The following is a 26,194-nucleotide window of genomic DNA, read 5'->3' on the forward strand; positions in this document are numbered from 1 at the left end:
CCCTGTTTTCTGACTGAAGTGACCACCATGAGTGAATACATCGCCCCCCTGAAGGACATGCAGTTCGTGCTGCGCGAGCTGGCCGACATGGACGCCGTCTCGGCCCTGCCCGGCCACGAAGAGGTGAACGCCGAGCTGGCCGACGCCATCCTGGAAGAGGCCGGCAAGTTCGCCAACGGCGTGCTCTCGCCGCTGAACTGGACCGGTGACCGCGAAGGCGCCCAGTGGAAGGACGGCGAGGTCACCACCTCGCCGGGCTGGAAGCAGGCCTACAGCCAGTTCGTGGACGGCGGCTGGAACGCCCTGTCCTGCCCCACCGACTTCGGTGGTCAGGGCCTGCCCCACATCATCTCGGCCATGGTCGAGGAGATGTGGAACGCCTCGAACACCTCCTTCATGCTCTGCCCCATGCTGACCCGCGGCGCCATCGAGGCGCTGCAGCTGTGCGGCAGCGACGAGCAGAAGGCCATGTACCTGCCCAAGATGGTGACCGGCGAGTGGACCGGCTCCATGAACCTGACCGAGCCGCAGGCCGGCTCCGACCTGGCGGCCGTGCGCACCAAGGCTGTCCCGCAGGCCGATGGCAGCTTCCGCATCCACGGCCAGAAGATCTTCATCACCTACGGCGAGCACGACCTCACCGACAACATCATTCACCTGGTGCTGGCCCGCACGCCCAACGCGCCGGAAGGCGTCAAGGGCATCTCGCTGTTCGTGGTGCCCAAGTTCATCGTGGGCGCCGATGGCAGCCTGGGCGAGCGCAACGACGTGCGCTGCGTCTCCATCGAGCACAAGCTGGGCATCCACGCCAGCCCGACCTGCGTGCTGGCCTTCGGCGACAACGCCGGCGCCACCGGCTGGCTGGTGGGCGAGGAGAACCGCGGCCTCGAGTACATGTTCATCATGATGAACGCTGCCCGCTACGGCGTGGGCCTGCAGGGCATCGGCCTGTGCGACCGCGCCACCCAGCGTGCCGCCGAGTACGCCCGCACCCGCGTGCAGGGCGTGGAGCAAGGTGGCAAGAGCCGCGACAAGGTGGCCATCGTCCGCCACCCGGACGTGCGCCGCATGCTGATGCAGATGAAGTCGCGCACCGAGGCCCTGCGCGCCGTGGCCGGCGTGACCGCCGCCGCCATGGACCTGGCCCACGGCCACCCGGATGCGGACGTGCGCAAGCAGCAGCAGGCCTTCGTGGACCTGATGATCCCCATCGTCAAGGGCTGGAGCACCGAGACCTCGCTGCTGGTGACCTCGCTGGGCGTGCAGGTGCATGGTGGCATGGGCTTCATCGAAGAGACCGGCGCCGCCCAGCACATGCGCGACGCCCGCATCACCGCCATCTACGAAGGCACCACCGGCATCCAGGCCGCCGACCTGATCGGCCGCAAGATCGCCCGTGACGGCGGCGCCACCATCGGCGCAGTCATCGCCCAGATGGAAGCCGTGCGGGCCGAGTTGGCCGCCGCGGACGATGCATCGCTGGCCGCCATCGGCGCCTCGCTGGAGACCGGCATCGCCGCGCTGAAGTCGGGCGTGGCCTTCATCCTGGCCCACCAGGGCGAGGCCATCCGCCAGGCCGCGGCCGGTGCGGTGCCGCTGATGGAGCTGTTCGGCATCGTCGCCGGTGGCTGGCAGATGGGCCGCGCGGCCCTGGTGGCCCAGCGTCAGCTCAAGGCCGGCGAGGGCGACGGCGCCTTCCTGAAGGCCAAGCTGCTGACCGCACGCTTCTACGCCGACCATGTGCTGAGCGCCGCCCCCGGCCTGGCCCACACCGTGCTGCACGGTGCGGACGCCGCGCTGGAGATGGCCGACGAAGCGTTCTGAGCAGGCCCCCTGTGACGAACGACGGCTTCCCGCAGCGCATCGTCTGCCTGACCGAGGAGCCGACCGAGGTGCTCTACGCCCTCGGCGAGGAAGGACGCATCGTGGGCATCTCCGGCTTCACGGTGCGTCCGCCCCGCGCGCGGCAGGAGAAGCCGCGCATCTCGGCCTTCACCAGCGCCAAGCTCGACGCCATCCTGGCCCTGCAGCCGGACCTGGCCATCGGCTTTTCCGACATGCAGGCCGACATCGCGCAGGCGCTGATCAAGGCCGGCATCGAGGTCTGGATCAGCAACCACCGCTCGGTGCCGCAGATCCTGGCCTACGTCCGCCGCCTGGGCGCCATGGTGGGCGCGGCCGACAAGGCCGAGGCCTATGCCGCCACGCTGCAGGCCCGGCTGGACACGGTGGCCGCCGCCGCGGCCCGGCTGCCGCGCCGGCCCAAGGTCTATTTCGAGGAATGGGACGAACCGTCGATCTCGGCCATCCGCTGGGTCAGCGAGCTCATCGGCATCGCCGGCGGTGACGACATCTTCCCCGAGCGCGCCCGCGCCCCGCTGGGCCGCGACCGCATCCTGGCCGACCGCGACGAGGTGATCCGCGCCGCGCCGGACCTCATCATCGGCTCCTGGTGCGGCAAGAAGTTCCGCCCCGAGCAGGTGGCCGCCCGCCCCGGCTGGGAGGCCATCCCCGCCGTGCACGACGGCGAGCTGCACGAGATCAAGTCCCCCTTCATCCTGCAGCCCGGCCCGGCCGCGCTGACCGACGGGCTGGACACCTTGCACCGCCTCATCACCGCCTGGGCCGCGCGGCATGCCGCCGGCCACCCGGCCTGAATCCACCCCAGAGAAGAGGAGACACCATGTTCAAGGCCCTGCTGCTGAACCGCAACGCGGACAAGAGCACCACCGCCACGCTGACCGAGCTGGACGACAGCGCCCTGCCCCCCGGCGACGTGACCGTGCGCGTGGCCTGGTCCACGCTGAACTACAAGGACGCCCTGGCCGTCACCGGCCGTGGCGCCATCGTCAAGACCTGGCCCATGGTGGCCGGCATCGACCTGGCCGGCACGGTGGAGGCCAGCAGCCATCCCGACTGGCAGCCCGGCGACGCCGTGGTGGTCAACAGCTGGGGCCTGGGCGAGACCCACTGGGGCGGCCTGGCCCAGAAGGCCCGCGTCTCGGCCGACTGGCTGCTGAAGGTGCCCGCGCCCTACAGCCTGCGCGACACCATGGCCATCGGCACGGCCGGCTACACCGGCGCACTGTGCGTGCAGGCCCTGCTGCGCCACGGCATCACGCCCGACAAGGGCCCGGTGCTGGTGACCGGCGGCAGCGGCGGCGTGGGCGTGGTGGCGGTGGCCCTGCTGGCCGGCCTGGGCTTCGAGGTGCATGCCTCCAGCGGCCGCCCGGCCCTGGCCGAGGGCCTGAAGGCCCTGGGCGCGGCCGAGGTGATCGACCGCGCCACCCTGGCCGCCCCCGGCAAGCCGCTGCAGAGCGAACGCTGGGCCGGTGTGGTGGACACCGTGGGCAGCCACACCCTGGCCAATGCCTGCGCCGCCACGAAGTGGAACGGCGCGGTGGCCGCCTGCGGCCTGGCCGGTGGTGCGGACTTCCCCGCCACCGTCATGCCCTTCATCCTGCGCGGCGTGACGCTCTACGGCATCAACTGCGTCTACGTGCCCAACACCCAGCGCACCGAGGCCTGGGCCCTGCTGGCCCGACACCTGCCGCCCGCCCGCCTGGCCGGCCTGGTGCAGGAGATCGGCCTGTCGGAGGCCATCAGCGCCTCGGCCGACCTGCTGGACGGCCGCCTCACGGCCAACCGGGTGGTGGTGGACGTCAACCGCTGAACGCAGCGCGCCGCCGCACGGCGCGCCCGTCGTTCAGGCCGCGCCGGGCAGAAGCGCCTTGGCCGCCTCGATGCGCAGGGCCAGCGGTACCCGGGGGTCGCACATCACCGCCTGCAGGAAGGCGCGGGGGTCCGTGACGTCCGGGCCCGGCCCCACGCCGGCAGGCGTGGCGCCGGCGGGAGCTGCGGGCGTGGCTTCAGCCTGCTGAGGCGGCTGCGCGGCGGGAGTCAGCTGGGCCATCGCCTCCGCCCAGGCCGCGGGGCCGATGGTGCTCAGCCCGCGCAGCAGCGCCGCCTGGGCCTCGTCGCGCGGCGGGATGTCCAGCCAGGGCGTCTCGGCAAACACCGGGGCCAGGTCCGGCGAGACGAAGGCCGACCAGCATTCACCACCCGGCTGCCCGGCCGGAACGGCCGCCACATGGGCCACACCACCCGGTGCGGCCGCATCCATCCTCGGCCAGGCCCGCCACTGGCGGGCGGGCAAGGCCGGCAGATAGCGCGCGACCAGCCCCTGCCAGCAAGCCTGCGCCTGTGCGACATCCACCGGCCGTGCCAGAGACACCCAGAGCTGCAACGCGTCGCGCCCGTTCACCGCCACCGCCGGCGCGGGCAGACCCAGCTCGGACTGCAGGCCCTGCCACAGCCCGCCCAACGCAGCGGTGTCCACCGGCGCGGTCAGCTCCAGCACCAGGGCGCGCGTGCGTCCCCGGGTATCCAGCAAATTGTCGGACGTGCAGGGGTCTGCGGAAGTCAGAAACAAGCGATGGCGTTCAGCGCTCAGCGGGGACATGGGGGGAGGAAGCAACACCAGACAGCGGCGGATGCCGAGAGCGTACACGGTCCTGCTGTCCGAAAGCCCATCGGATGTCCTTTGGGACCGCATCTTCAGGATGTCCGGATTCGCAGCAATTGCGTCTCTTGGCGCTGTCCTGCGCCCATGAGAATCCCACAGACCGGGAGGACGGTCGACGCAAACGGATGGCGCACACGGCGCCACGTGCACCGGCCACGGAACACCCCGCCCGGACAAGGAGGATGACCATGGTGGATCGCATCATCGCGACGCCGGAGGCGCTCGAGCTCTTGCGCCTTCTCAAGCACAAGCACGGCCCGCATCTGCTGTTCATGCAGTCGAACGCGTGCTGTGATCACAGCCCCATCTACTGCTACAAGAAAGGCGAGTATCAGGTGTCGCCACACGACGTCCTCATCGGTGCTGTTGATGGTGTACCGTACTACGCGGACAGGACTCAGCATGCCCTGTTCCAGAACACCCAGGTGATCATCAGCGTCGTCCAGGGCGATCGCAGCGGCGATCTTTCGCTTGAGGGGACCGAAGGCGTCATCTTCCGCCTGACGTCGCGCCAGCTCTCCGCCTCGGAATGCGCCGAGCTGGCGTGACCGGCACTGACCTGAGCCTCCGGAGGAGTGCGCCACGCATGGTCACCTTCATGGCCTTTGTGCGCCGTCAGGCGGACGGCAGCTGCACTGTCGAGTTTCCGGATCTTCCTGGTTGCGTCGCCGTGGCCGCCCATCCGGAACATGCCGGCGCCCTGGCGGGGGATGAGCTGGCACGGTACCTGGCAGCACTCACCCAGTTCGGGGAACCCATCCCAAAGCCCTCCAGCAATGCGCAGTTGGCACACGACCCGCGCCGGGGCAACGCCGAGTTGGTGGCGTTCGGGATCGACCCCAGGCTACTGGGTCTGGCGCATGCGTTGACGTACCACACGCTCTAGCCAGCACGCCCTCGACGCCCGTTGCGGCGCAGCTCCTGCGGTGAACGGCCGAAGACGGCGACGCAGCTCCGACGCATCCGTTCCACGGTGCCAAAGCCGAGGTCAGAGGCAATACGCTCAAGGGGCTCTGCACCCTGCTCGATCCGCGGGCGGGCCGCCTCCAGGCGCATGCGCTCGATGGCCTTGGCGGGCGTCATGCCCGTGGCGTTCAAGAAGATGCGGCTGAACTGGCGCGCACCCACGCAGGCGATGTCGGCCAATCGGCCGACACTCAGGTCCTCGCGCAGATGTTCACGGGCAAAGCACAGGACCTCCCGCACGCGCCCGGATGGCGGTGCCAAGTCCAAGAGGGCCGAGAACTGTGACTGCCCTCCCAGTCGCCGGTGATAGATCACCATGTCTCGGGCCACCCCGCGGGCGGTCTCTGGCCCGCAGTCCTCTTCGATCAGGGCCAACGCCAGATCGATGCCGGCCGTCATGCCGGCCGATGTCCAGACACCCCGGTCATGGATGAAGATTCGGTCCACTTCAACCTGCACATGGGGGTGGCGGGTTTGCAACAGGCCGGCGTAGCGCCAGTGCGTGGTGGCCCGCCGACCATCCAGCAGGCCAGCGGCGGCGAGCACAAAGGCGCCCGTGCAGACGCTGCCCATGCGGTCGGCAGCGGCACCGCACACACGCATCAATGCCATGGTCGCCGTGTCCAGTGCCACCTCATGCGCTGCGGGCCCGCCCACCGCCAACACGGTCTCGCCAGGCCCGGCCGTCTCCAGCCGCTCGCTCGAGACAGTCACCCCGGCGCGGTCTTGCACCGGACCTCCCGTCGTGGACACGACCCTGAGCCGATAACCGGCTCCGAACAACTCGCTGGCAAGGTGAAATGCGCTGCAGGGACCGCTCAGGTCGAGCAGTTCGAATCCTGGATGCACGATGAACGAGACGGTCCGTTGCAAGTTCGTTCCCACACACCCCTCGTGGGGCAGCGCCAGTGTCGCAGATGCTCCCAAGGTTCCACCCGTGACCTGGGCGCACCGGACGCGGGCGCCCGGGCGCCACCGCCCCGTGCTGACTCAGGGGGCGCTCACCCCCGCCACCCCAGCACACGCGCCGGCAGGAACAGCAGGGCGCGGATCAGCGCGAACAGGGCCTCGAAGGTGATGCCCAGCAGGCGCAGCGGCAGGGTGATGAGCCACACCAGCGGCATCAGGAACAGGGCCAGCAGGGCCACGGGCCAGGCCAGCACGAACAGGATGCACCAGGCGACAAAGAGGGTCAGGGCTTTCATGGCGACTCCTTGGGGTGGCGGGGCTGCGTCTGATGCGCAGGATGACCAGGGCGCCAGGATGCGTCGGAGCCGCTGGCCCGTCCAGCGCCATGCGACAGACGGGCCGGCGGGCGGGACAGGCTGCACGCGGGCCGTTCAGGGCCGCGTCGTCGCGGCCAGTCGGAACTTCTCCCGGAAGGCGGAAGGCGACAAGCCCACCTCGCGCTGGAACAGGCGGCGGAAGGAGCTGACGTCCTCGTAGCCGACGGCGGCGGTGATGCTCTCCAGGCTCTGCCGGCTGCCTTGCAGCAGGCGCTTGGAGGCCTCCAGGCGCAGGGCCTGCAGGTAGGCCAGAGGGGCCAGGCCGGTGGCGTCCTTGAAGCGGCGCTTGAACTGGCGCTCGCCAAAGCCGAAGCGGCCGGCCAGGGCATCGATGGTGACCGGCAGGGTGTGGTGGACCTCCAGCCAGTCCTGCACACGCAGGATGCCCTCGTCGCCATGCCCGCGCGAAGGCCGCCACAGCGCATAGGGCGCCTGGAACTCGCGCACCCGATCCACCAGGAGGTGGTGGGCGCATTGTTCGGCCACCTCGGGCGGCCCCAGGCGCTGCAGCAGGTGCTGCAGCAGGTCCATCGCGGCGGTGGCGCCGCCGCTGGTCACCACCTGTCCGTCGTCGCACAGCAGCAGGCGCTCGTCCAGCCGCACGGCCGGATAACGGCGTCGGAACAGCGAGGCGAAGGCCCAGTGGGTGGTGGCGGCGCGGCCATCCAGCAGGCCGCTTTCGGCCAGCAGAAAGCTGGCGGTGCACATGCTGGCCAGCACCGCGCCCTGGGCATGCTGGCAGTGCAGCCAGTCGCCATAGCGCACGAAGCTGGGCAGGGCCTCGCGCAAGGTGAAGAGAAAGCCGGGGATGAGCACCAGATCGACCGGCCCAACTTCATCCAGCGCAGCGTCCACCGCCAGACGCTGACCGCTGAAGGTGGCCACGGGCCGCCCGTCCAGCGATGCGGTGGAGCACACAAAAGGAGGCTCGGCCGCAGCGCTGAAGCGGTTGGCCGCCCCCAGCACCTCCAGGGCCAGCGTGGCGTTGGCGGCGGCGCAATGCTCGGCCAGCAGCAAGCAGATCTTCATGGGGCCATGATGGCAGATCTGACACCTTTCATGTCATTTCTGCACCTGGCTGAAGGGGAGCGACCAGCCTAGAGTCTCCGCATCCCCTCATTCTTGTGTGCAGACGCTGTGAATCTCTGGTTTCGCCTGTTGATGATGTTGCTGCGCCGACCCTGGCGCCGGCCGGTACATGGACTGGACAGCACCGTGGTGCGCATGCGGGTCTGGCCGCTGGACCTGGACCTGAACCGCCATGTGACCAACGGCCGCTACTTCACGCTGGCCGATGTGGGACGCATGGACTTCGTGCTGCGCAGCGGTGCCCACCGGGTGGCCCTGCGCCACCGGGCCGTGCCCATCGTGGCCGATGTCTGGGGCAAGTTCCGTCAGGAGCTGCGCCTGTTCCAGGCTTTCGAAATCCACACCCGGCTGCTGGGCTGGGACACCAAGTGGATGATCACGGAACACCGCTTCGTGCGCGCGGGCCGGGTGATCGGCGTGGTGGTGATGCGCGGCACTTTCCGCAGTGCCCAGGGCACGGTGGACCCGCGCGAGTTCGCCCGCGAGATGGGCGAGGAGGCCTCGCCACCCCTGCCCGCCTGGGTGGAAGACTGGGGCCGCGCCTGCGATGGGCTGAGCGGCAGGCTGCGGCAGGAGGAGGGCCGCAAGCCGGCCGACGCGCCAAGCGTCTGAGGCTCAACGCATCTCGAACAGCTCTTGGTGGAAGGCGGCCGACGGCAGGCCGCGCGCCATGAAGTCCTTCACCAGGCTGCGGCCAAAGCCGGCCGGCCCGCAGAACCACAGGCTGGCCTGCTGCCAGCCAGGCACCTGGGCGCGGATGCGCTCGCCGTCGAGCAGGCCGTCGCGGCTATCCACCCACACATGCAGGCGCACGCCCGCGGCACGGGCGTCCTGCTGCAGCTTCTCAATGGCGGTGGCGTCCAGCACGGGCGTCGCGTGGAAGAGGTCGATCTCGGTGCCACGCTCAGGCCGGCGCGCCAGCTGTTTGAGCCGTGCGATGAAGGGCGTGATGCCGATGCCCGCCCCCACCCAGATCTGGCGCGACCGCCCGTCCTCGAAGTTGAAGCGTCCGTACGGGCCTTCCACGGTCACGCGCTGCCCTTCACGCAACAGCGAAGGCAGCAGGCCCGTGTGGTCGCCCAAGGCCTTGGTGACAAAGCGCAGGCGGCGGGTGGCCGGGTCCCAGGCCGAGGCCAGCGTGAAGGGGTGCGGCCCTTCCTTGGCATCGACGGTCAGGAAGGCGAACTGCCCCGCCTGGTGGCCCGGCCACCCGGGCTCAGCCACCAGTTCGGTCGCCAGCGTCTGCAGGGCCGGATATTCCTGCAGCGCCACCACCGTAGCCTGCACCCGGCGGCTGCGGCCCACCTGCCCGGTCAGCACCCACACGGCGCTGGCCACGCCGCCCAGCAGCAGCGGCAGCATCACCCAGCCCAGGGGCTGGCCCCAGTAGCTGAACTGCGTGAGCACCACGGTGTGGAACACCAGGGCCAGGTACAGCGCGGCCATCCAGGTGTGTGTCTTGGCAAACAGCTTGTACGGAATGCGCTTGATGAGGGCCAGCACCAGCAGCACCGCCACGGCATAGAAGGTCCATTCGCCCACGGTCTCGGCCAGGTGCCGCTGGCTGCCCAGCCAGGCTTGCAACGCATCCTGATCCGGTGCGGCGCCGCGCGGCGGCCGCGCGCCCCGGGTCACCCAGCCCCATTGCACCATCCATTTGCTGCCCTGCCCCAGCCACCAGTGGACGACGGACACCCCCAGGGCGGTGATGCCCAGCCACTTGTGCAGGCGGTACATCTTGTCCAGGCCGGTCAGCGGCGTTTCCAGCCAGCGCGGGCGGGTGGCCAGGATCATGGCCACCGACATGGCGGCGATGGCGACGACGCCGCTGTACTGCATGGCCACGGCGCGAAAGCCGAAGTAGGTCTGGGGCTGCAGCCAACGGGGATCGGCCCACAGCCACAGGCCGCTCAACAGCAGCAGGCCCACGGCGAAATGGCGTTGGAAGGCAAGCGTTCGCATGACGGGATCCATTCAACAGGCACGTTTCAATGAGAGCCACTGTGCCCGGCGAAATTGCAGGAAATGTGGAGCGATTTGCGACCCGTCAAATGGTTCAATCGGAGCTTCTCTGGTTTCCGCAGTTTGTCTGGATTTCCCATGGATTTGTCCCACAAGACCATCGCCATCACGGGCGCCGCCCGCGGCATCGGCCGCGCCATCGCCCTGACCCTGGGCCGCCGCGGCGCGGATCTGGCCCTGATCGACCGTGACCCGGAGGCCCTGGCCGCCACGCAGGCCGAGTGCCAGGCCCTGGGCGTGCAGGCCCGGGCCTACACCGCCAACGTGGCCGGCGAGGGCCAGGTGGATGCGGTGATGGCCCGCATCGCCGAGGACTTCGGCCGCTTCGACGGTCTGGTCAACAACGCCGGCATCACCCGCGACAGCCTGCTGCTGAAGGTGCGCGACGGGCAGGTGACCGACCGCATGAGCCTGGCCGCCTGGCAGGCAGTCATCGACGTCAACCTGACCGGCGTCTTCCTGTGCACCCGCGCGGCGGCCGAGCAGATGGTGCACGCCGGCCACGGCGGGGTGATCGTCAGCCTGTCCAGCGTGTCCCGCGCGGGCAACATGGGCCAGACCAACTACAGCGCGGCCAAGGCCGGCGTGGTGTCGATGACCACGGTGTGGGCCCGCGAGCTGGCGCGCTTCGGCATCCGCACCGGCGCCATCGCCCCGGGCTTCACGGCCACCGAGATCCTGCAGACCATCCCGGCCGAGACCATGGACAAGCTGCTGTCGGCGGTGCCGTTGCGCCGCACCGGCCAGCCCGAGGAGATCGCCCAGGCCGCGCAGTTCATCTTCGAAAACGACTACTTCACCGGCCGCTGCATCGAGGTGGACGGCGGCATCCGGCTCTGAGGCCCTGTCCGTGACGCCGCCGTGGCGGCGTCACGGTGCCGACATCCTCCCGCGCTATGGTCAGGACGTTTCATTCAGTCACATCCATCGCCGCAGTGGGAACCGTCGAGGCCCTTCTGGCGCAGGGTGGCCTGCACCCCCACTTCCAGCCCATCGCGGACCTGGCAGAGGGCCGCAGCGCCGCTCATGAAGCGCTGATCCGCATGCCGTCGGGCTGCCGCTGGCGCACGCCCGACGAGCTCTTCGCGGCTGCGCGTGAGGAGGGCTGCGCCGTCGCCCTGGAAATCGAGTGTGTGCGCCTGGCCTTGCGGGCCTGGATGGCGCTGCGCCCGGCGGGCCGGCTGTTCGTCAACCTCAGTGCCCAGGCCCTCGTCACCGCGCTGGCCCAGGCCGACCTGAACCTGCTGCTGACCCTGACCGAGGGCGAGGCCCTGTCCGCCAACGGCGTGGTCATCGAATTGACCGAACACGAGCGGGTGCGCGACATCGCTGCGCTGGAGGCTGCCGTGGCCCGGCTGCGGCGCCACAAGGTGCAGATCGCGCTCGATGATTTCGGCGACGGCCGCTCCAGCCTGCGGCTGTGGTCGGAGCTCAAGCCCGAGTTCGTCAAGATCGACCGTTACTTCGTGCACCAGTTGCCCCAGCACCCGGAAAAGCTGCAGACGCTGCGGGCGCTGATCCAGATCGCCCAGGTGTTCGGTTCGACGCTGATCGCCGAGGGCATCGAGACCGAGGACGAGCTGCACCTGGTGCGCGACCTGGGCATCCGCCTGGGCCAGGGCTGGCTGCTGGGGCGGCCGGCGGCCTTGCCGGTGGCCAGCGCCCTGCCCCCGGCGCTGGCCGTGATCGAGCGCAAGGACCTGGCCGTCTTCCCGGAGCGGCGGCGCACCGCCCACCGGCGCGCTGCCGTGCCGCAGGTGCTGCGGGAAATCGCGCCGGTCACGCCGGCCCTGAGCAACGACGACCTGCTGCAGCGTTTCTCGGCCGACGAAGCCGCGCACGCGATCGCCATCGTGGACGAAGGCCAGCGCCCTCTGGGCCTGGTGAGCCGCACGCGCTTTGTCACGCAGTACGCCAAGCCCTACTTCAAGGAGCTTTACGGCCGTCAGTCCTGCACGCTGTCGGCCAACCTGTCGCCGCGTCTGCTGGACCTGACCGCGGACATCGACACCCTGACCGCCGTGTTGACCAGCGAAGACCAGCGCTACCTGTCCGAGGGGGTGATCATCGTCGAGCATGGCCGCTACCGCGGGCTGGGTGCTGGTGAAGACCTGGTGCGCGCGGTGACCGAGGCCCGCATCGAGGCGGCGCGCCACGCCAATCCGCTGACCTTGCTGCCCGGCAACATCCCCATCACCCAGCACATCGAACGCCTGCTGGAGGCCGGCCGTGGCTTCGTGGCCTGCTATTTCGACCTCAACCAGTTCAAGCCCTTCAACGACCTGTACGGCTACTGGCGGGGTGACGAGATGATCCTGCTGGCTGCGCAAGCCATCACCCGCCAGGCGGATCCGCGCCGCGATTTCGTCGGCCATGTGGGCGGCGACGACTTCGTCGCACTGTTCCAGAGCGATGACTGGGAGGCGCGCAGCCGACAGACCCTGGCCGACTTCAACACCGCTGCCGCGGGGCTCTATGACGAGGCCGAGCGCCTGGCCGGCGGCGTGATGGCCGAAGACCGGCATGGCAATCTGCGCTTTCACCCGCTGACCACACTCAGCGTGGGGGCGGTGCAGATCGCCGAGGCGGCCCCCAACCTGCGCCCCGAGGATGTGGCCAATGCCGCGGCCCGGGCCAAGCGCCAGGCCAAGGCCCTGGGCGGCGGGCTGCACATGGACACACTCCGCCCCCCGCATCCTTCCCCTTCGGGACAGGCTCTCTCGGCCAACTGAGGCGAGAATCAAGGCATGTCCGGACATTCCATCCGGTGATGAGGAAGAGATGAAGATTGCCGTTGCAGGGACCGGCTATGTGGGCCTGTCCAACGCCGTGCTGCTGGCCCAGCACCACGAGGTGGTGGGTCTGGACATCGACGCCGACAAGGTGGCGATGCTCAATGCGGGGCGCAGCCCGATCGCGGACCGCGAGATCGAGGACTTCCTGGCCCACCGCAAGCTCGATCTGAGCTTCACGCTCGACAAGGCGCAGGCCTATGCGGGGGCCGACTACGTGATCATCGCCACCCCCACCGACTACGACCCCGCCACCAACTACTTCAACACCCGTTCGGTGGAGGCGGTGGTGCGTGACGTGATGGCCCTGGCCCCCGAGGCGGTGATGGTCATCAAGTCCACGGTGCCGGTGGGCTACACCCGGGCGCTCAGCGCCGAGTTGGGCTGCCAGAACCTGATCTTCTCGCCGGAATTCCTGCGCGAAGGCAAGGCGCTGTACGACAACCTGCACCCTTCACGCATCGTGGTGGGCGAGAAGAGCGAGCGGGCCCGGCGCTTTGCCGACCTGCTGCGCGAGGGCTCCCAGAAGCCCGACGCGCCGGTGCTGCTGACCGACAGCACCGAGGCCGAGGCGATCAAGCTCTTTGCCAACACCTACCTGGCCATGCGGGTGGCCTACTTCAATGAACTGGACACCTACGCCGCCACGCATGGTCTGGACACGCGCCAGATCATCGACGGCGTGTGCCTGGACCCACGCATCGGCGACCACTACAACAACCCGAGCTTCGGCTACGGCGGCTATTGCCTGCCCAAGGACACCAAGCAGCTGCTGGCCAACTACAACCAGGTGCCGCAGACGCTGATCCGTGCCATCGTGGACTCCAACACCACGCGCAAGGACTTCGTGGCCGACGACATCCTGCGGCGCCAGCCCAAGGTGGTGGGCATCCACCGGCTGATCATGAAGGCCGGCTCGGACAACTTCCGCGCCAGCAGCATCCAGGGGATCATGAAGCGCATCAAGGCCAAGGGCGTGGAGGTCATCGTCTACGAACCGGCCCTGAAGGACGAGAGCTTCTTCGGCTCCAGGGTGCTGCACGATCTGCCCAGCTTCCTGGCCCAGGCCGACGTGATCGTGGCCAACCGCCTGGTGCCCGAGCTGCAGGGCGTGCAGGACCGGGTCTACACCCGGGATCTGTTCGGTCAGGACTGAGCTTCCAGGACACCGCCCGGGCCGGGCGGTGGTCCGGACGGCCCCAGACGGCCCCACAAAGCGAAACGGCCTGCACATTGCTGTGCAGGCCGTTGGCTGTTTGGTGCCCAGGAGAGGACTCGAACCTCCACGGAGTTACCCGCTAGTACCTGAAACTAGTGCGTCTACCAATTCCGCCACCTGGGCAGGTGACTGAGGCTTTTGCTTCCGACATGCGTCTAAAGCAGCTGCCCCGGTAAGCTGCGCACTATAGCATGGTTTTTGAGGACCGCGCAAGCGTGGGGCGAGATTTCCGCGGACTAGCACACCCCCTAGGGTTTGCCCTATTCCCGCGAAAGACGGGCCAAAACCCGGCACTTTTTGTGTCAAGACGGAACAGTGGCCGTCGATAACCTTCCGACACAACTTCGCCGCCAGGGCCTCACAGAAGGCCCGAAGCGCCACCGTTTGATCGGAAGGACCCTCCTCATGAAGAAAACCCCCGCCCTGCACGCGGTCGCCCTGGCCGCCTGCCTTCTCACGTCCGCCCATGCGGTCGAAGTCGGCAATGGCGTGACCGTGGACGTGAGTGGCTACGGCACCGTGGCCGCCACCGCGACGAACGACGACCAACTGGAGTTCCGCTCCAAGGCCAGCCGCTCGAAGGGCGTCGGGCAATCCATCGACCTGGGCAACGATTCGCGTTTCGGCATCCAGGCGGTGGTCAAGTTCAACGCCGACCTGTCGGTCACCGGCCAGCTGGTGGGCCAGCGCCGCATGACCGGCGCCGAGGACGCCGACTTCGGACGCGACAAGGATTTCGATCCGCAGGTCGAATGGCTGTACGCCCAGTACAACGCCCTACCCTCGCTGAACCTGCGCCTGGGCCGCGTCGTGCTGCCGGCCTTCCTGCTGTCCGACTCCCTTAACGTCGGCTATGCGGCCCCCTGGCTGCGCGCGCCGCTGCACCTGTATTCCAGCCAGCTGATGAGCAACCTGGACGGTGTGCAGGCCAACTGGCGTGACAGCTTCGGTGGCGTCAACCTGTCGGCCCAGGCCACCTACGGCAAGGCCGAGGCCTACGGCGTGCTGCCGCACCTGGGTGCCTTCCACATCGACAGCAAGGACACTTACGCCTTCAGCGCCACCGCCGAATACAGCGACTGGACCGCCCGCGTGGGCACGGTGCGCCTGAACACCCCGTTCACCGGCATCCCGGGCATCGAGCCGACCATCCACGACAAGTACGTCAGCGCCGGCCTGCAGTACGACAACGGCTCGGCCCTGGTTCTGGGCGAATGGGCGCGCCGCACGCAGAACGCCATGCCCATGGTGGGCAAGGTCATCGAAGGCAAGTACGCCTACGTGGCCGCCGGCTGGCGCTTCGGCAGCGTGCTGCCGATGGTGATCTGGTCCAAGGCCGACAACGAGATGATGGGCGGCGCGGACAAGACCCACCCGTCGAGCATCGGTGTGAGCCTGCGCTACGACGTGGCCCCCAACATCGCCCTGAAGGCCCAGGTCGATCAGTTCAAGGCCAACGACCCGGAGGCCTTCGTCACCCCGGACGCCACCAGCCAGCGCAAGGTCTCGGTGTTCAGCCTGGGCGCCGACTTCGTCTTCTGATCGCTCCACCCGCAGGACACACAACATGAAGTATCAAATCATCCTGGGCGCCGCCCTGCTGTCGGGTCTGCTGGGTGCGGCCCATGCCGAACTGGTCGTCATCGGCGCCCCCGCGGCCGCCGCCCTGACCAAGGAGCAGGTGGCCGACGTCTACCTGGGCAAGAGCAACGCCGCCACGCCGGTGGACCTGCCCGAAGGCAACCCGCTGCGCGGCGAGTTCTACACCAAGGCCACTGGCCGCGACGCCGCCCAGGTGAAGGCCACCTGGTCGCGCCTGGTGTTCACCGGCAAGGGCCAACCGCCCAAGGAGTACCCGGACGCTGCCGCAGTGAAGAAGGCCGTGGCCGCCGATCCCAAGACCATCGGCTACATCGACAAGTCGGCGGTCGATGGCTCGGTCAAGGTACTGGTCACCCTGAACTGATCGGGAACGCCTGGCGGCGGGCACGGAGCAGCGCCCGCCGCCGGTCCCCTGGTTCTCAAAGCCTGCCCCGAAGGATCCGCACATGAAGTTCCGCACCAAGATCTGGATGCTGCCGCTGGCCGCCGCCGGCGTGTTCATCGTCGGCCTGAGCAGTGCCATCGTGGTGGGCCACAGCACCCAGACCACCCTGGCGCATCTGCAGAACGTCGACAACCCCTACCTGGACTCCATGCTGCGCGTGGGCCGGGATGCCGAACAGCTGCGCATGACGCTTCAGTCGGCCGCCTCCGAGGGCGACCCCGGCAAGCTCGACGAACTCAAGCCGCTGCAGGCCGATGCGGCCAAGGCGCTCGACACAGCCGCCGCGCTGGAAGGCAAGGCCGACAGCGCCCAGGCACTGCGCCAGTCCTTCAACGGCTGGCACGACACCGCGCTGGCCGCCACCAAGGCCATGCTGGACAAGCAGGACTTCTCGGCCCTGCTGCCGGCCATGCAGGCCAGGCAGGCGGAGTTCGAGAAGCAGCTGGCGACCCAGGAGGCCGCCGCCCGCGAGGCCCAGGCCGACAGCTTCACGGCCGCCACCCGGGGCGTGAGCCGCAACCAATGGCTGTCCGGCCTGACCGGCCTGGTCGTGCTGCTGGTGCTGGGTGTCACCTCCCACCGCGTCATCGTCTCCGTCTGGCGCGACATCGGCAGCGAGCCGATGGAGCTGGCCGGTGCCGTGCGCCGGGTGGCCGAGGGTGACCTGAACGTGCACATTCCCGTGCACCCCAAGGACACCCGCTCGCTGAGCGCGAGCTTTGCAACGATGACCCGCAGGCTCTCCGAGACGGTGCATACCATCCGGGAAGCGACCGACTCGATCACCACCGCATCCTCCGAAATCGCCAGCGGCAACCTGGACCTCTCCGCCCGCACCGAACAGACGGCCTCCAACCTGCAATCCACGGCCGGATCGATCGAGCAGCTGACCGGCTCGGTGCAGCAGAGCGCGGAAGTGGCCAACACCGCCAACGACCTGGCCCAGCAGGCCGTCCATGCCGCCATCCGCGGCAACGAGATCGTCGGCAACGTGGTCAACAACATGCAGGAGATCAGTGAGGCCAGCCGCAAGATCTCGGACATCATCGGCGTGATCGACGGCATCGCCTTCCAGACCAACATCCTGGCGCTGAACGCTGCAGTGGAAGCCGCCCGGGCCGGTGAGCAGGGCCGCGGCTTTGCCGTGGTGGCCGGCGAGGTGCGCACCCTGGCGCAGCGCAGCGCCAATGCCGCACGGGAGATCAAGACCTTGATCCTCGCCTCCAGCGAGAAGGTGGAAAGCGGTTCGCGCCTAGTGCAGTCCGCCGGCAGCGCGATGCAGGAGATCAGCGCCGACGTGGAGAAGGTCACCCGCATGATCGGCGACATCACCCACGCCACGCACGAACAGAGCAGCGGCATCGGCCTGATCAACCAATCGGTGGCCTCACTCGATGGTGCCACGCAGCAGAACGCAGCCCTGGTGGAGCAGGCCTCCGCCGCGGCCGAGAGTCTGAGGACCCAGGCCCAGCGGCTGAGTGGCGCCGTCGCCACCTTCCGGCTGGCGGCCCACCCCTGATTCCCGGTCAGGGGTATGTCCTCCCTCCTGCTCTCGTGGCAGCATAGGCGCGACGGGAGGGAGGTTCGCTGTGCTTGAATCATTCCGCCGGATGCTGCTCAAGGCCATGGGCAGCCCCCGCGACTTGCCCACCTGGCGAGAGCATGTGCTGCAGGCCTTGCTCACACTGATGCTTTGCCTGGGCGTGCTGGTGGCCCTGCCCAGCATGGCCCTGGCCTGGGACCGCTCGCTCTACCCGGTGCTGCTGCTCGATGCCCTGGTGCTGCTGCTGCTCGCGGGGCTGCGGCAGGCCAAGAGACTGCCTTTGCGCCTGCGCGCCGGCGGCCTGCTGGCCCTGGTGCACTTGCTGGGCACGGCCCTGCTCTGGTGGGTCGGCCTGGTGGGGCAGGCCTATCTGATGAGCGTACCGGTGCTGGCCGTCCTGCTGCTGAGCACCCGTGCGGCCCTGATGTCCCTGCTGGTCAATGCCCTGACTTGGCTGCTGCTGGGGGTGGCCGCCGACCTGGGATACGGCGCCCTGCATGCCGGCCTGGAAGGGCCGGCCGCCTTCACGGTCATCGCCCTCAACACGCTGCTGGCCGACGTGCTGATGGTCTCCGCCGCAGCGGCCATGCTGCATGGGCTGCAGGCCGCCGTGGCGGAACACCACCGCGCGGAGAACACCTTCCGCCAGATGGCCGCCCAGGTGCCCGGCGTGATCTTTCGCCTGTGCATCCAGGGCAAGGAGCGCCGATTCACCTATGTCAGCCCCGGGGTGGAGCGGCTCTACGGCCTGCACCCCGAGGAGGTGCTGCAGGACAGCCAGGCCCTCGAACGTCATCGACATCCCGAAGACCGGGACGGGCTGCAGACCCTCATCACCTCGGCGCGGCGGCAGAAGCAGCCCATCGCCACCGAGTTCCGCATCCTGGCCCGGGATGGCCAGGTCAAATGGGTGGAGCTGACCACCGCGCCGCCGGAAGACACGCCCGAGGGCCTGGTGCGCATGGGCCTGATCATCGACGTCACCGAGCGCAAGCGTGCCGAAGCGGCCCTGCGGGAAAGCGAGACACGCTGGAAGCTGGCCCTGGAATGCGCCGGCGACGGCGTGTGGGACTGGGATCTGGTCAGCGGGGTCGAGGTGTTCTCCGACCGTTTCCGCGAGATGTACGGCCTGGATGCGGTGTCCGTGCCGGACCTGGCGGCCGCCATGGACGAGCGCACCCACCCCGACGACCGGGCCTCGATGGCCCAGGCCCGCGCCGACCACCTGGAGGGCCGCACGCCCAGCTATGTGCACGAGCACCGCATCCTCTGCAAGGACGGCAGCTGGAAGTGGGTGCTCAGCCGGGGCATGGTCATCGCGCGGGATGCCCAGGGCCGCCCACTGCGCATGATCGGCACCCACACCGACATCTCCCGGCGCAAGCAGTCCGAGGCGGTGATCTGGCGTCAGGCCCACTTCGACACGCTGACCGGCCTGCCCAACCGGCACATGCTGCGGCTGCGGCTGGAGGAAGAAGTCAAGCGCTGCCTGGCCAGTGGCCACGCCCTGGCCCTGATGCTGATCGACCTGGACCGCTTCAAGGAGGTCAACGACACCCTGGGCCACGGCCACGGCGACCTGCTGCTGGTCGAAGCCGCGCAGCGCATCAGCCGCTGCGTGCGGCAGACCGACACGGTGGCCCGCATGGGCGGCGACGAATTCACCGTGCTGCTGCCCCAGGTGTCCACCCCGGATCAGATCGACGACCTGGCCCACCGCATCATCGACCGACTGCGCGAGCCCTTCGCCCTGGGCCCCGAACGGGTGCACGTCACCGCCAGCATCGGCATCGCGCTGGCCCCGGCCGATGCCCAGACCATCGACGACCTGCTCAAGCATGCCGACCAGGCGCTGTACGTGGCCAAGGACGGCGGGCGCAACGGCTTTCGCTACTTCACGCCCGCCCTGCAGGAAGTGGCCCAGACCCGCATGCGCCTGGCCAACGACCTGCACGATGCCCTGCCGGGCCACCAGCTGGAGGTGCACTACCAGCCCATCGTCCACCTGGCCAGCGGCACGGTGCGCAAGGCCGAGGCCCTGCTGCGCTGGCACCACCCCAACCGGGGCATGGTCAGCCCGGCCCAGTTCATTCCGATCGCCGAATCCACCGGCCTGATCCGCGAGATCGGCGAGTGGGTGTTCCAGCAGGCTATGGCCCAGGTGGCGCACTGGCGGGCCGTGCACGACCCGGGCTTCAGCGTCAGCATCAACAAGTCACCCGTGCAGTTTCGCCTCGGGGGACAAGGGGATGCCTGGGCGGAGCAGCTGCGCCAGCGTGGCCTGCCGGGCGACTGCATGACGGTGGAGATCACCGAAGGCCTGCTGCTGGATGCCTCTCAGGAGGTCAGCCAGCAGCTGACCCAGATGCGCCAGGCCGGCATGCATGTGGCCATGGACGATTTCGGCACCGGCTACTCCTCGCTGTCCTACCTGCACCGCTACCCGATCGACATCCTGAAGATCGACCAGGCCTTCGTGCGCGATCTGGGGCCGGGCAGTCCGACGCTGGCCCTGTGCAAGGCCATCATCCGGATGGCGCACGAGCTGGGCATGCAGGTGGTGGCCGAGGGTGTGGAAACCCCGACCCAGCGCGACCTGCTGGCCGAGGCCGGCTGCGACTACGGCCAGGGCTACCTGTTCGCCCGGCCCATGCCGGCCGAGGTGCTCGACGGCTGGCTGAGCGAGCGCCAATCCCTGCCGGCCAGCAACGACTAGGCGGGCTCGTCCAGCGGCGGGCAGGGCCAGTTCAGCAGCTCGGCCAGACGGCGCACCACCCAGCCGGCCTCCCCGCCCTGCAGGCCCGAGGCCGGCTGAGCCAGCCCGAGGTGGCAGCGCCAGAGCACATCCTCCTCGGTCAGGCCGTCGTCGTGCAGCAGCGCCTGGGCGCTGGGCACCAGCGTGCTGGCCAGGTCCTCGCACAGCTCGTAGCGCCCGCGCAGCTCGGCCTGCGCCGCCTGTCCGCGCAAAGGGCGGCCGCCCAGCAAGGCCAGAAAGCTCTCGGGCAGCGGGGTGAGTTGGTCGTCGCTCATGGTCAGGATGCCGCCACGCAGGCCTGTGCGAACAGGGTTTCGGCCCCCGGGGCGAACTTGCTCGGCTGGAACTCGATCACCTGGTACTGGGCCACGCCGGCCCGCTGGAATGGGTCCTCGGCCAGGATGGCGTCCAGCGCGGCCCGTTCGCCCACCCGGGCCAGGATCACGCCGCCAACCCGGGGCACCTGCGCCCCCGAGGCCAGAAAGTGACCCGCAGCGTAGTGCGCGTCGAGGTAGGCCCGGTGGGCCTCGAGATGCTGCTCCACTGCAGACAGGGGCTGCACATAGTGCAGCAGAACGATGAACATGGGGACTCCTGAGGCGATCAGGAGGATTGTGCCGAGAACCCCGCCCGGCGCGGGACAATCCCCGCATGAGCACCGTCACGATTTACCACAACCCCCAGTGCGGCACCTCCCGCAACGTGCTGGCCGCCCTGCGCGAGGCCGGCATCGAGCCCGAGGTCATCCAGTACCTCAAGACCCCACCGGACCGCGCCACGCTGCAGCGCCTGGCCCGCGACTGCGGCGTGGGCGTGCGCGGCCTGCTGCGTGCCAAGGGCGAGTGCTACGAGGCCCTGGGCCTGGCCGATCCGGCCCTGAGCGACGACCAGCTGCTGGACGCCATGCTGGCCCACCCGGAACTGATCAATCGCCCGATCGTGGTCACCACACGCGGCAGCCGCCTGTGCCGGCCGGCCGAGGTGCTCAAGGACCTGCTGCCGTCGGCCTGAACCTTCGGCCTCACGGCCCGCCGTCCTACGGGATGGCGGTGGGTCCTCTCGCACAATCCAAACCATGAAACGACGCGACCTGATCGCCCGCACGCTGGCGGGCAGCCTGCTGGGCGCCACCCTGGGCCAGCCCACCCTGAGCTGGGCCACGGATGAATCCGCCCCGGCCCCACTGGACTGGCTGCCCGGCGGCCGGCCCGGTGCCCTCGCCCGCCAGGCCGTGGCCCTGCTGGCCGATGCCGCCAGCCAGGGCCTGGACCCACAGGACTACCAGGCCCAGGCCTTGGGCCAAGCCGTGGCGCAGGCCGCCCAGGGCCAACCTCTGCCGGCCGAGGCGGCAGCCCAGCTCTCCCAGCGTCTGAGCACCCAGGTCCTGCGCTATCTGCGTGAGCTGCACGGCGGCCGGGTCAGCCCCCGGCAGCTGCAGCAGAACTACGACGGCCTCCGGGCCGGCGGCTTCGACGCCGCCGCGGCCCTGCAGCAGGCCTTTGCCGCCGGCCGACTGGCCGAAGCGGCCCAGGCCGCCGCCCCCCGCACCGCGCTCTACGGTGCGCTGCGCGAAACCCTGGCCAGCTACCGGGCCCTGGGCACGCCCGCGGCCTGGCAGCAAGCGTTGCCCGCCCTGCCCGCCAGCCGTCAGAAGGGCCGCCCGCCCAAGCTGGAAGCCGGCCAGGCCTGGGCGGGGCTGGACCTGCTGCGCCAGCGCCTGCAGTTGCTGGGCGACCTGGACCCCAAGGCGACCACGCCGGCCAGCTACCAGGGCCCGCTGGTCGACGCGGTACAGGCCTTCCAGCAGCGCCATGGCCTGAACGACGATGGCGTGATCGGGGCCGGCACCCTGGCCGCGCTGAACGTGTCGCCGGCCGAGCGGGTGCGCCAGATCGCGCTGACCATGGAGCGCCTGCGCTGGACGCCGATCGCCCAGGGGCCGCGCATGATCACCATCAACCTGCCGGAGTTCGTGCTGCGCGGCTACGAGGTGCATGGCGACGAGATCACGGTGAAGACCGAGATGAAGGTGATTGTCGGCAAGGCGCTCAACACCCGCACGCCGATCTTCGACGAGGATATGCGCTTCATCGAGTTCAGCCCCTACTGGAACATCCCGCCGAGCATCGCCCGCAAGGAAACGGTGCCCAAGCTGCGCCGGGACCCGGGCTACCTGGAACGCGAAGGCATGGAGTTCGTGGCTGGCGATGGCCGGGTGCTGCGCGCGGTCAGCAGCGCCAACCTGGACGCGGTGCTGGCCGGCCAGATGCGCATCCGCCAACGCCCCGGCCCGGAGAACGCGCTGGGCGACATCAAGTTTGTCTTCCCCAACAACGACAACATCTACCTGCACCACACCCCGGCCACCCAGCTCTTCGAGAAGGAGCGGCGGGACTTCAGCCACGGCTGCATCCGGGTGGAGAAACCCGTCGAGCTGGCCAAGTTCGTGCTGCAGGACATGCCGGATTGGACCGAGGAGCGTATCGTGGCGGCCATGACCAAGGGGGAATCCAGCACGCTGAAGCTGAGCCACCCCATCCCGGTGCTGATCGCCTACGGAACTGCGCTGGTCAAACACGGTCGACCCTATTTCTTCGCCGATCTCTACGGGCAGGACAAGCTGCTCGATGCCGCGCTCAAGGCCCCCAAGGTTTCTTGATCCAGGGCATCGCACGGTGGTCAGCCCAGGTCCATGTTGAAAGCATGAGCAAGACACATCACCCAGATCGCCGCCGTTTCCTGCACCGTTCCGCCGGCTTGGCCGCGGGCGCGGTGCCCGCGTTGGTGGCGCCCCGCCAGGCCCTGGCCAGTCTGGCCCAACGCCGCGAGCTGGCCTTCTACAACACCCACACCCAGGAGCGGGTCGATCTGGTCTACGCCGTCGGCGGCCAGTTCCTCGACGACTCGCTGGTCACGCTGAACCACTTCCTGCGCGACCACTACAGCGGCCAGGTGGGCGTGATGGACCCGAATCTGTTTGACCTGCTGCACCAGGTGCGCAGCCGCCTGGGCAGCACGGGCGAGTTCGAGGTCATCTCCGGCTACCGCTGCCCCACGACCAATGCCACGCTCAAGAGCACCCGCGGCGGCGGCGTGGCCACGAACAGCCTGCACATGGTGGGCCAGGCCATTGACGTACGGCTGGCCGGTGTGCCGCTGACCGCCCTGCGCGACGCGGCGCTGTCCCTGCAGGGCGGCGGCGTGGGCTTCTATCCCCGCGAGCAGTTCGTGCACATCGACACCGGCCGCGTGCGCCGCTGGTGACGATCCCGGAGTTCCTGCTCAGCGGGCGACGGTCAGCTCGTCGGCCAGCGGGGCATGGCCGGCGTCGCGGGCCATCTGCGCGGCCGTGAGGCCGCGGTCGTCCCGCAGGTCGACCCGCGCACCACGGGCCAGCAGCAGGTGCACCGCCTCGGCATGGCCCTCGCCCGCAGCCCACATCAAGGCCGTCAGACCGTGCGCATAGGCCGTGTCGATGGCGACGCCGTGCTCCAGCAAGGCGGCCAGCACCTCGGCGTGACCCTGGCCTGCCGCGTAGACGGCGGCGGTGCGGTGCATGCGGTCCAGTGGCTCAGTGTGTGCGCCAGCCGCCAGCAGCAGGCGCACCAGGCCGACATGCCCGCCATAGCAGGCGGCCATCAGGGGGGTCACCTCTTCGACCGAGGCCAGGTTCACATCGGCCCCCGCCGAGATGAGCCGTCGGGCCAGGTCGTCGCGGCCCCGCTCGGCGGCCATCAGCAGCGCCGTCTTGCCCAGGGGGTTGCGCGCGTTGGGTGAGGCCCCTGACGTCAACGCTCGCTCCACAGCGGCCAGGTCCCCCTGGCGGGCGGCCACCAGCAACTGGGCATGGATGCTCGGATTGGAGGTGGGCTGGGCCTGTGCCGACGGCAGTGCGGCCAGACCGATGAGGCAGGCCGCCAGCACACGGTGGAGGACACGGTTGAGGACTCGGTATGGCGTCATCTCAGCGACCTCCGCATGCTGCTGTGCAGCGTGAAAGACCCGTTCCCATTTGTGAAATTTGAGACTATTCTGCGCCCCGAGGTCAAGCGCGCGACCCGACTGTTCGGGCCCCTGTGCAGCAGGTGTCCACCGTCTTTGCCGAGCCCTCCACGCCGCCTCAGCCCCCGAAGAAGAGTGGGCGCGCCGATCCGCTGAGATCCGGCGCACCGGCAGCAAAGAGGAGACAACATGTCATCACGCATGATGCGGCCTGCGCTCGCAGGCTTGTTGCTTGGCGCCGTTCTGTGGACAGCCGCTGGGGCTGCTCGGGCCCAGGCCGAAATCCAGGGGGCCGCCGCCCCCACGGGCAGCCCGGTGCCGAAATCGGTGTCGGTCAGTCAGGGCCAATTGGACGCGGCCGACCGGGACGGCGCGAACTTCCTCCACTCGAACATGAGCTATGCGCAGACCCGGTACTACCCGGCGGCGCAGATCAACGCAGGCAATGTCGCCAAGCTCAAGCCGGCGTTCACCTTCCAGACCGAGGTGCTGGAATCGATGGAAACCGCGCCCATCGTGGTCGACGGCATCATGTACATCACCACCTCGTACAACCATGTCTACGCGCTGGACGCGGCCACGGGCAAGGAGTTCTGGCACTACAAGCACAAAATGGGGCCGGTGACGACCTTCTGCTGCGGCCCGAACAACCGCGGCGTGGCCGTGCTGGGCGACCGCCTCTTCATGGGCACCCTGGACGCAAAGCTCATCTCGCTGGATGCGAAGACGGGCAAGGTGCTGTGGATGTCGCAGATCGCCGATCCGGAGCTGGGCTACAGCGAAACCATGGCACCGGTGGCCGTCGATGGCAAGGTGCTCATCGGCACCAACGGGGGCGAATACGGCATTCGCGGCTTTGTGAAGGCCTTCGATGCCAACACCGGCGCGCTGCTCTGGACCTTCTACACCATCCCCGAGAAGGGGCACGAAGGGGCTTGGGCGGTCAACGATGCCACCGGCCGCAACATGCTGCGCGACATCGCTGCCGAGAAGGCCCAGTTGGCCAAGCAGGGCGGCGACTTCTACAAGACGCTGGGCGGCGGCGTGTGGATGGCGCCGGCCGTCGATCGAGACACCCACACGGTGTTCTTCGTGGTCGGCAACCCCAGCCCTGATCTGTACGGCGCCGAACGCCCGGGAGACAACCTCTACACCGATTCGATGGTCGCGCTGGACCTGAACACCGGGGCCTACAAGTGGCACTACCAGTACGTGTCCCACGACGTGTGGGACCTGGACGCAGTGTCACCCGTCATCCTGACGGAGGCCCGGGACAAGAGCGGCCAGATGCGCAAGGTGGCCATCCACGGGGGCAAGACGGGGCATGTCTACGTGCATGATCGGGCCACCGGCGAGCTGATCCGCTTCAGCGAGGCCATGGTGCCGCAGGAGGCCATGTGGTCGCTGCCCACCAAGACCGGCGCGCGCATGCTGCCGGGCGCCAACGGCGGCGTCGAATGGAGCCCGATGGCCTTCAGCCCCAAGACGCGCCTGGTCTACGCAGCCAACCTGCACCAGCCGATGACTTACCACGTGGAAGAAGCCCAGTACCCCGGCGGCAAGCTGTGGCTGGGCGGCGCGTTCAAGGTGGTTCCGGGGGAAAAGCAGTGGGGACGGCTGGCCGCCGTCAACATCGACACCGGCAAGATGGCCTGGAAAGTGGACACCGAGCAGCCCCTGATTGGCGGCGTGCTCGCCACCGCCGGTGGGCTGGTGTTCAACGGTGAGGGCAACGGCTACTTCCGCGCCTTCGATGCCAGCACCGGCAAGAAGCTCTGGGAGTATCAGGCCGGTGCCGGGGTGAACGCCCCGGCCGTGTCCTACATGGTCAATGGCAAGCAGTACGTGGCCGTGGCCGCCGGCGGCAACACGCAGCTGGACTTCAAGCGCGGCAACTCGGTGGTGGTGTTCGCCTTGCCATGAGGGCGCGCGCGACCGCCCTTGCCAC

Annotated in this window: 25 protein-coding genes and 1 tRNA gene; 17 read left to right on the forward strand and 9 right to left on the reverse strand. The window is 69.0% G+C overall.

Translation table 11 applies throughout. The features are described 5' to 3' along the window. Nucleotides 1-27 precede the first annotated feature (27 nt). Genes M0L44_RS00545 through acuI form a run of 3 tightly spaced genes read left to right on the forward strand, consistent with a single transcriptional unit; the run spans nt 28 to nt 3,673 of the window. The gene (locus tag M0L44_RS00545) at nt 28-1,824 is read left to right on the forward strand and encodes an acyl-CoA dehydrogenase (protein ID WP_252767662.1); all 1,797 of its coding nucleotides are present in this window, start codon (nt 28-30) and stop codon (nt 1,822-1,824) included. A gap of 11 nt (nt 1,825-1,835) precedes the next feature. Beyond that, a complete protein-coding gene (locus M0L44_RS00550) occupies nt 1,836-2,657 on the forward strand; it encodes an ABC transporter substrate-binding protein (protein ID WP_252767663.1) in 822 nt (273 codons plus the stop codon). A 26-nt stretch (nt 2,658-2,683) separates the two neighbouring features. Further along, nucleotides 2,684-3,673, forward strand: coding sequence for an acrylyl-CoA reductase (NADPH) (acuI, locus tag M0L44_RS00555; RefSeq protein WP_252767664.1), 990 nt, complete (start codon nt 2,684-2,686; stop codon nt 3,671-3,673). Nucleotides 3,674-3,706: 33 nt separating this feature from the next. Here acuI and M0L44_RS00560 read toward each other — a convergent pair whose 3' ends face one another. Further along, nucleotides 3,707-4,393, reverse strand: coding sequence for a hypothetical protein (locus tag M0L44_RS00560; RefSeq protein WP_252767665.1), 687 nt, complete (start codon nt 4,391-4,393; stop codon nt 3,707-3,709). A gap of 320 nt (nt 4,394-4,713) precedes the next feature. On the opposite strand from M0L44_RS00560, the gene M0L44_RS00565 reads away from it, so the two are divergent. Further along, nucleotides 4,714-5,073: a DUF779 domain-containing protein gene (locus M0L44_RS00565; protein ID WP_252767666.1), complete on the forward strand. Its 360-nt coding sequence runs from the start codon at nt 4,714-4,716 to the stop codon at nt 5,071-5,073. Nucleotides 5,074-5,111: 38 nt separating this feature from the next. Further along, complete coding sequence (locus M0L44_RS00570) at nt 5,112-5,411, forward strand: type II toxin-antitoxin system HicB family antitoxin (RefSeq protein ID WP_252767667.1); 300 nt, start codon at nt 5,112-5,114, stop codon at nt 5,409-5,411. Here the strand turns inward: M0L44_RS00570 and M0L44_RS00575 are convergent. From M0L44_RS00575 to M0L44_RS00585, 3 genes are all read right to left on the reverse strand, one after another. Beyond that, the gene (locus M0L44_RS00575; protein ID WP_252767668.1) at nt 5,408-6,364 is read right to left on the reverse strand and encodes a GlxA family transcriptional regulator; all 957 of its coding nucleotides are present in this window, start codon (nt 6,362-6,364) and stop codon (nt 5,408-5,410) included. The two genes, M0L44_RS00570 and M0L44_RS00575, sit on opposite strands and share 4 nt — an antisense overlap. A 128-nt stretch (nt 6,365-6,492) precedes the next feature. Continuing rightward, entirely contained in the window at nt 6,493-6,696 is a 204-nt protein-coding gene (locus M0L44_RS00580; protein ID WP_354004087.1) for a hypothetical protein, read from the reverse strand. A gap of 135 nt (nt 6,697-6,831) precedes the next feature. Then, on the reverse strand, nt 6,832-7,806 hold the full coding sequence (locus M0L44_RS00585) for a GlxA family transcriptional regulator (protein ID WP_252767669.1): 975 nt from the start codon (nt 7,804-7,806) through the stop codon (nt 6,832-6,834). A 132-nt stretch (nt 7,807-7,938) separates the two neighbouring features. On the opposite strand from M0L44_RS00585, the gene M0L44_RS00590 reads away from it, so the two are divergent. Then, nucleotides 7,939-8,478 carry a thioesterase family protein gene (locus M0L44_RS00590; RefSeq protein ID WP_252767670.1) on the forward strand — a complete coding sequence of 180 codons (540 nt, stop codon included), beginning with the start codon at nt 7,939-7,941 and terminating at the stop codon, nt 8,476-8,478. Nucleotides 8,479-8,481: 3 nt separating this feature from the next. On the opposite strand, the gene M0L44_RS00595 is transcribed toward M0L44_RS00590, so the two are convergent. Then, a complete protein-coding gene (locus M0L44_RS00595) occupies nt 8,482-9,828 on the reverse strand; it encodes a ferredoxin reductase family protein (RefSeq protein ID WP_252767671.1) in 1,347 nt (448 codons plus the stop codon). 138 nt (nt 9,829-9,966) lie between these two features. On the opposite strand from M0L44_RS00595, the gene M0L44_RS00600 reads away from it, so the two are divergent. From M0L44_RS00600 to M0L44_RS00610, 3 genes are all read left to right on the forward strand, one after another. Continuing rightward, complete coding sequence (locus tag M0L44_RS00600) at nt 9,967-10,728, forward strand: SDR family oxidoreductase (RefSeq protein ID WP_252767672.1); 762 nt, start codon at nt 9,967-9,969, stop codon at nt 10,726-10,728. A gap of 95 nt (nt 10,729-10,823) precedes the next feature. Next, nucleotides 10,824-12,620, forward strand: coding sequence for an EAL domain-containing protein (locus M0L44_RS00605; RefSeq protein ID WP_252767673.1), 1,797 nt, complete (start codon nt 10,824-10,826; stop codon nt 12,618-12,620). A gap of 49 nt (nt 12,621-12,669) precedes the next feature. Then, nucleotides 12,670-13,836: a nucleotide sugar dehydrogenase gene (locus M0L44_RS00610; protein WP_252767674.1), complete on the forward strand. Its 1,167-nt coding sequence runs from the start codon at nt 12,670-12,672 to the stop codon at nt 13,834-13,836. Between the two features lie 101 nt (nt 13,837-13,937). Here the strand turns inward: M0L44_RS00610 and M0L44_RS00615 are convergent. Then, nucleotides 13,938-14,022 (reverse strand) — tRNA-Leu (locus M0L44_RS00615). Nucleotides 14,023-14,304: 282 nt separating this feature from the next. On the opposite strand from M0L44_RS00615, the gene M0L44_RS00620 reads away from it, so the two are divergent. The 4 genes from M0L44_RS00620 (at nt 14,305) to M0L44_RS00635 (ending at nt 20,205) form a co-directional block, all read left to right on the forward strand. Continuing rightward, nucleotides 14,305-15,441 (forward strand): hypothetical protein, encoded by a 1,137-nt coding sequence (locus M0L44_RS00620; protein WP_252767675.1) that lies wholly within the window; start codon nt 14,305-14,307, stop codon nt 15,439-15,441. A 25-nt stretch (nt 15,442-15,466) separates the two neighbouring features. Next, nucleotides 15,467-15,865, forward strand: a complete 399-nt coding sequence (locus tag M0L44_RS00625) for a hypothetical protein (RefSeq protein ID WP_252767676.1) — start codon at nt 15,467-15,469, stop codon at nt 15,863-15,865. A gap of 82 nt (nt 15,866-15,947) precedes the next feature. Continuing rightward, nucleotides 15,948-17,465, forward strand: a complete 1,518-nt coding sequence (locus tag M0L44_RS22050) for a methyl-accepting chemotaxis protein (protein ID WP_290429025.1) — start codon at nt 15,948-15,950, stop codon at nt 17,463-17,465. Between the two features lie 70 nt (nt 17,466-17,535). Continuing rightward, nucleotides 17,536-20,205, forward strand: coding sequence for a putative bifunctional diguanylate cyclase/phosphodiesterase (locus M0L44_RS00635; protein ID WP_252767677.1), 2,670 nt, complete (start codon nt 17,536-17,538; stop codon nt 20,203-20,205). Here M0L44_RS00635 and M0L44_RS00640 read toward each other — a convergent pair. Beyond that, on the reverse strand, nt 20,202-20,519 hold the full coding sequence (locus M0L44_RS00640; RefSeq protein ID WP_252767678.1) for a hypothetical protein: 318 nt from the start codon (nt 20,517-20,519) through the stop codon (nt 20,202-20,204). The genes M0L44_RS00635 and M0L44_RS00640 overlap by 4 nt on opposite strands. 2 nt (nt 20,520-20,521) lie before the next feature. Next, complete coding sequence (locus M0L44_RS00645; RefSeq protein ID WP_252767679.1) at nt 20,522-20,830, reverse strand: YciI family protein; 309 nt, start codon at nt 20,828-20,830, stop codon at nt 20,522-20,524. Nucleotides 20,831-20,895: 65 nt separating this feature from the next. On the opposite strand from M0L44_RS00645, the gene arsC reads away from it, so the two are divergent. The 3 genes from arsC (at nt 20,896) to mepK (ending at nt 23,508) form a co-directional block, all read left to right on the forward strand. Further along, nucleotides 20,896-21,255, forward strand: coding sequence for an arsenate reductase (glutaredoxin) (arsC, locus tag M0L44_RS00650; RefSeq protein ID WP_252767680.1), 360 nt, complete (start codon nt 20,896-20,898; stop codon nt 21,253-21,255). A gap of 64 nt (nt 21,256-21,319) precedes the next feature. Then, on the forward strand, nt 21,320-22,903 hold the full coding sequence (locus M0L44_RS00655) for a L,D-transpeptidase family protein (RefSeq protein ID WP_252767681.1): 1,584 nt from the start codon (nt 21,320-21,322) through the stop codon (nt 22,901-22,903). A gap of 44 nt (nt 22,904-22,947) precedes the next feature. After that, nucleotides 22,948-23,508 (forward strand): peptidoglycan L,D-endopeptidase MepK, encoded by a 561-nt coding sequence (gene mepK / locus M0L44_RS00660; RefSeq protein ID WP_252767682.1) that lies wholly within the window; start codon nt 22,948-22,950, stop codon nt 23,506-23,508. A gap of 18 nt (nt 23,509-23,526) precedes the next feature. Here the strand turns inward: mepK and M0L44_RS00665 are convergent, their stop codons facing one another. Next, nucleotides 23,527-24,207, reverse strand: a complete 681-nt coding sequence (locus M0L44_RS00665; RefSeq protein WP_252767683.1) for an ankyrin repeat domain-containing protein — start codon at nt 24,205-24,207, stop codon at nt 23,527-23,529. A 228-nt stretch (nt 24,208-24,435) separates the two neighbouring features. On the opposite strand from M0L44_RS00665, the gene M0L44_RS00670 reads away from it, so the two are divergent. Then, nucleotides 24,436-26,169 (forward strand): pyrroloquinoline quinone-dependent dehydrogenase, encoded by a 1,734-nt coding sequence (locus tag M0L44_RS00670; protein ID WP_435526373.1) that lies wholly within the window; start codon nt 24,436-24,438, stop codon nt 26,167-26,169. Nucleotides 26,170-26,194 lie beyond the last annotated feature (25 nt).

This window comes from Ideonella oryzae, from assembly GCF_024055665.1.
Lineage (GTDB): Bacteria > Pseudomonadota > Gammaproteobacteria > Burkholderiales > Burkholderiaceae_C > Ideonella > Ideonella oryzae.

Excerpts from the sequence above, each read along its gene's own strand:
- M0L44_RS00620 (WP_252767675.1), top strand. The coding sequence starts at position 14,305 with ATGAAGAAAACCCCCGCCCTGCACGCGGTCGCCCTGGCCGCCTGCCTT.
- M0L44_RS00645 (WP_252767679.1), bottom strand. The coding sequence starts at position 20,830 with ATGTTCATCGTTCTGCTGCACTATGTGCAGCCCCTGTCTGCAGTGGAG.
- mepK (WP_252767682.1), top strand. The coding sequence starts at position 22,948 with ATGAGCAAGACACATCACCCAGATCGCCGCCGTTTCCTGCACCGTTCC.
- M0L44_RS00610 (WP_252767674.1), top strand. The coding sequence starts at position 12,670 with ATGAAGATTGCCGTTGCAGGGACCGGCTATGTGGGCCTGTCCAACGCC.
- M0L44_RS00580 (WP_354004087.1), bottom strand. The coding sequence starts at position 6,696 with ATGAAAGCCCTGACCCTCTTTGTCGCCTGGTGCATCCTGTTCGTGCTG.
- M0L44_RS00595 (WP_252767671.1), bottom strand. The coding sequence starts at position 9,828 with ATGCGAACGCTTGCCTTCCAACGCCATTTCGCCGTGGGCCTGCTGCTG.
- M0L44_RS00600 (WP_252767672.1), top strand. The coding sequence starts at position 9,967 with ATGGATTTGTCCCACAAGACCATCGCCATCACGGGCGCCGCCCGCGGC.
- M0L44_RS00665 (WP_252767683.1), bottom strand. The coding sequence starts at position 24,207 with ATGACGCCATACCGAGTCCTCAACCGTGTCCTCCACCGTGTGCTGGCG.
- M0L44_RS22050 (WP_290429025.1), top strand. The coding sequence starts at position 15,948 with ATGAAGTTCCGCACCAAGATCTGGATGCTGCCGCTGGCCGCCGCCGGC.
- M0L44_RS00625 (WP_252767676.1), top strand. The coding sequence starts at position 15,467 with ATGAAGTATCAAATCATCCTGGGCGCCGCCCTGCTGTCGGGTCTGCTG.
- M0L44_RS00590 (WP_252767670.1), top strand. The coding sequence starts at position 7,939 with ATGATGTTGCTGCGCCGACCCTGGCGCCGGCCGGTACATGGACTGGAC.
- arsC (WP_252767680.1), top strand. The coding sequence starts at position 20,896 with ATGAGCACCGTCACGATTTACCACAACCCCCAGTGCGGCACCTCCCGC.
- M0L44_RS00670 (WP_435526373.1), top strand. The coding sequence starts at position 24,436 with ATGTCATCACGCATGATGCGGCCTGCGCTCGCAGGCTTGTTGCTTGGC.
- M0L44_RS00570 (WP_252767667.1), top strand. The coding sequence starts at position 5,112 with ATGGTCACCTTCATGGCCTTTGTGCGCCGTCAGGCGGACGGCAGCTGC.
- M0L44_RS00545 (WP_252767662.1), top strand. The coding sequence starts at position 28 with ATGAGTGAATACATCGCCCCCCTGAAGGACATGCAGTTCGTGCTGCGC.
- acuI (WP_252767664.1), top strand. The coding sequence starts at position 2,684 with ATGTTCAAGGCCCTGCTGCTGAACCGCAACGCGGACAAGAGCACCACC.
- M0L44_RS00565 (WP_252767666.1), top strand. The coding sequence starts at position 4,714 with ATGGTGGATCGCATCATCGCGACGCCGGAGGCGCTCGAGCTCTTGCGC.
- M0L44_RS00585 (WP_252767669.1), bottom strand. The coding sequence starts at position 7,806 with ATGAAGATCTGCTTGCTGCTGGCCGAGCATTGCGCCGCCGCCAACGCC.
- M0L44_RS00655 (WP_252767681.1), top strand. The coding sequence starts at position 21,320 with ATGAAACGACGCGACCTGATCGCCCGCACGCTGGCGGGCAGCCTGCTG.
- M0L44_RS00640 (WP_252767678.1), bottom strand. The coding sequence starts at position 20,519 with ATGAGCGACGACCAACTCACCCCGCTGCCCGAGAGCTTTCTGGCCTTG.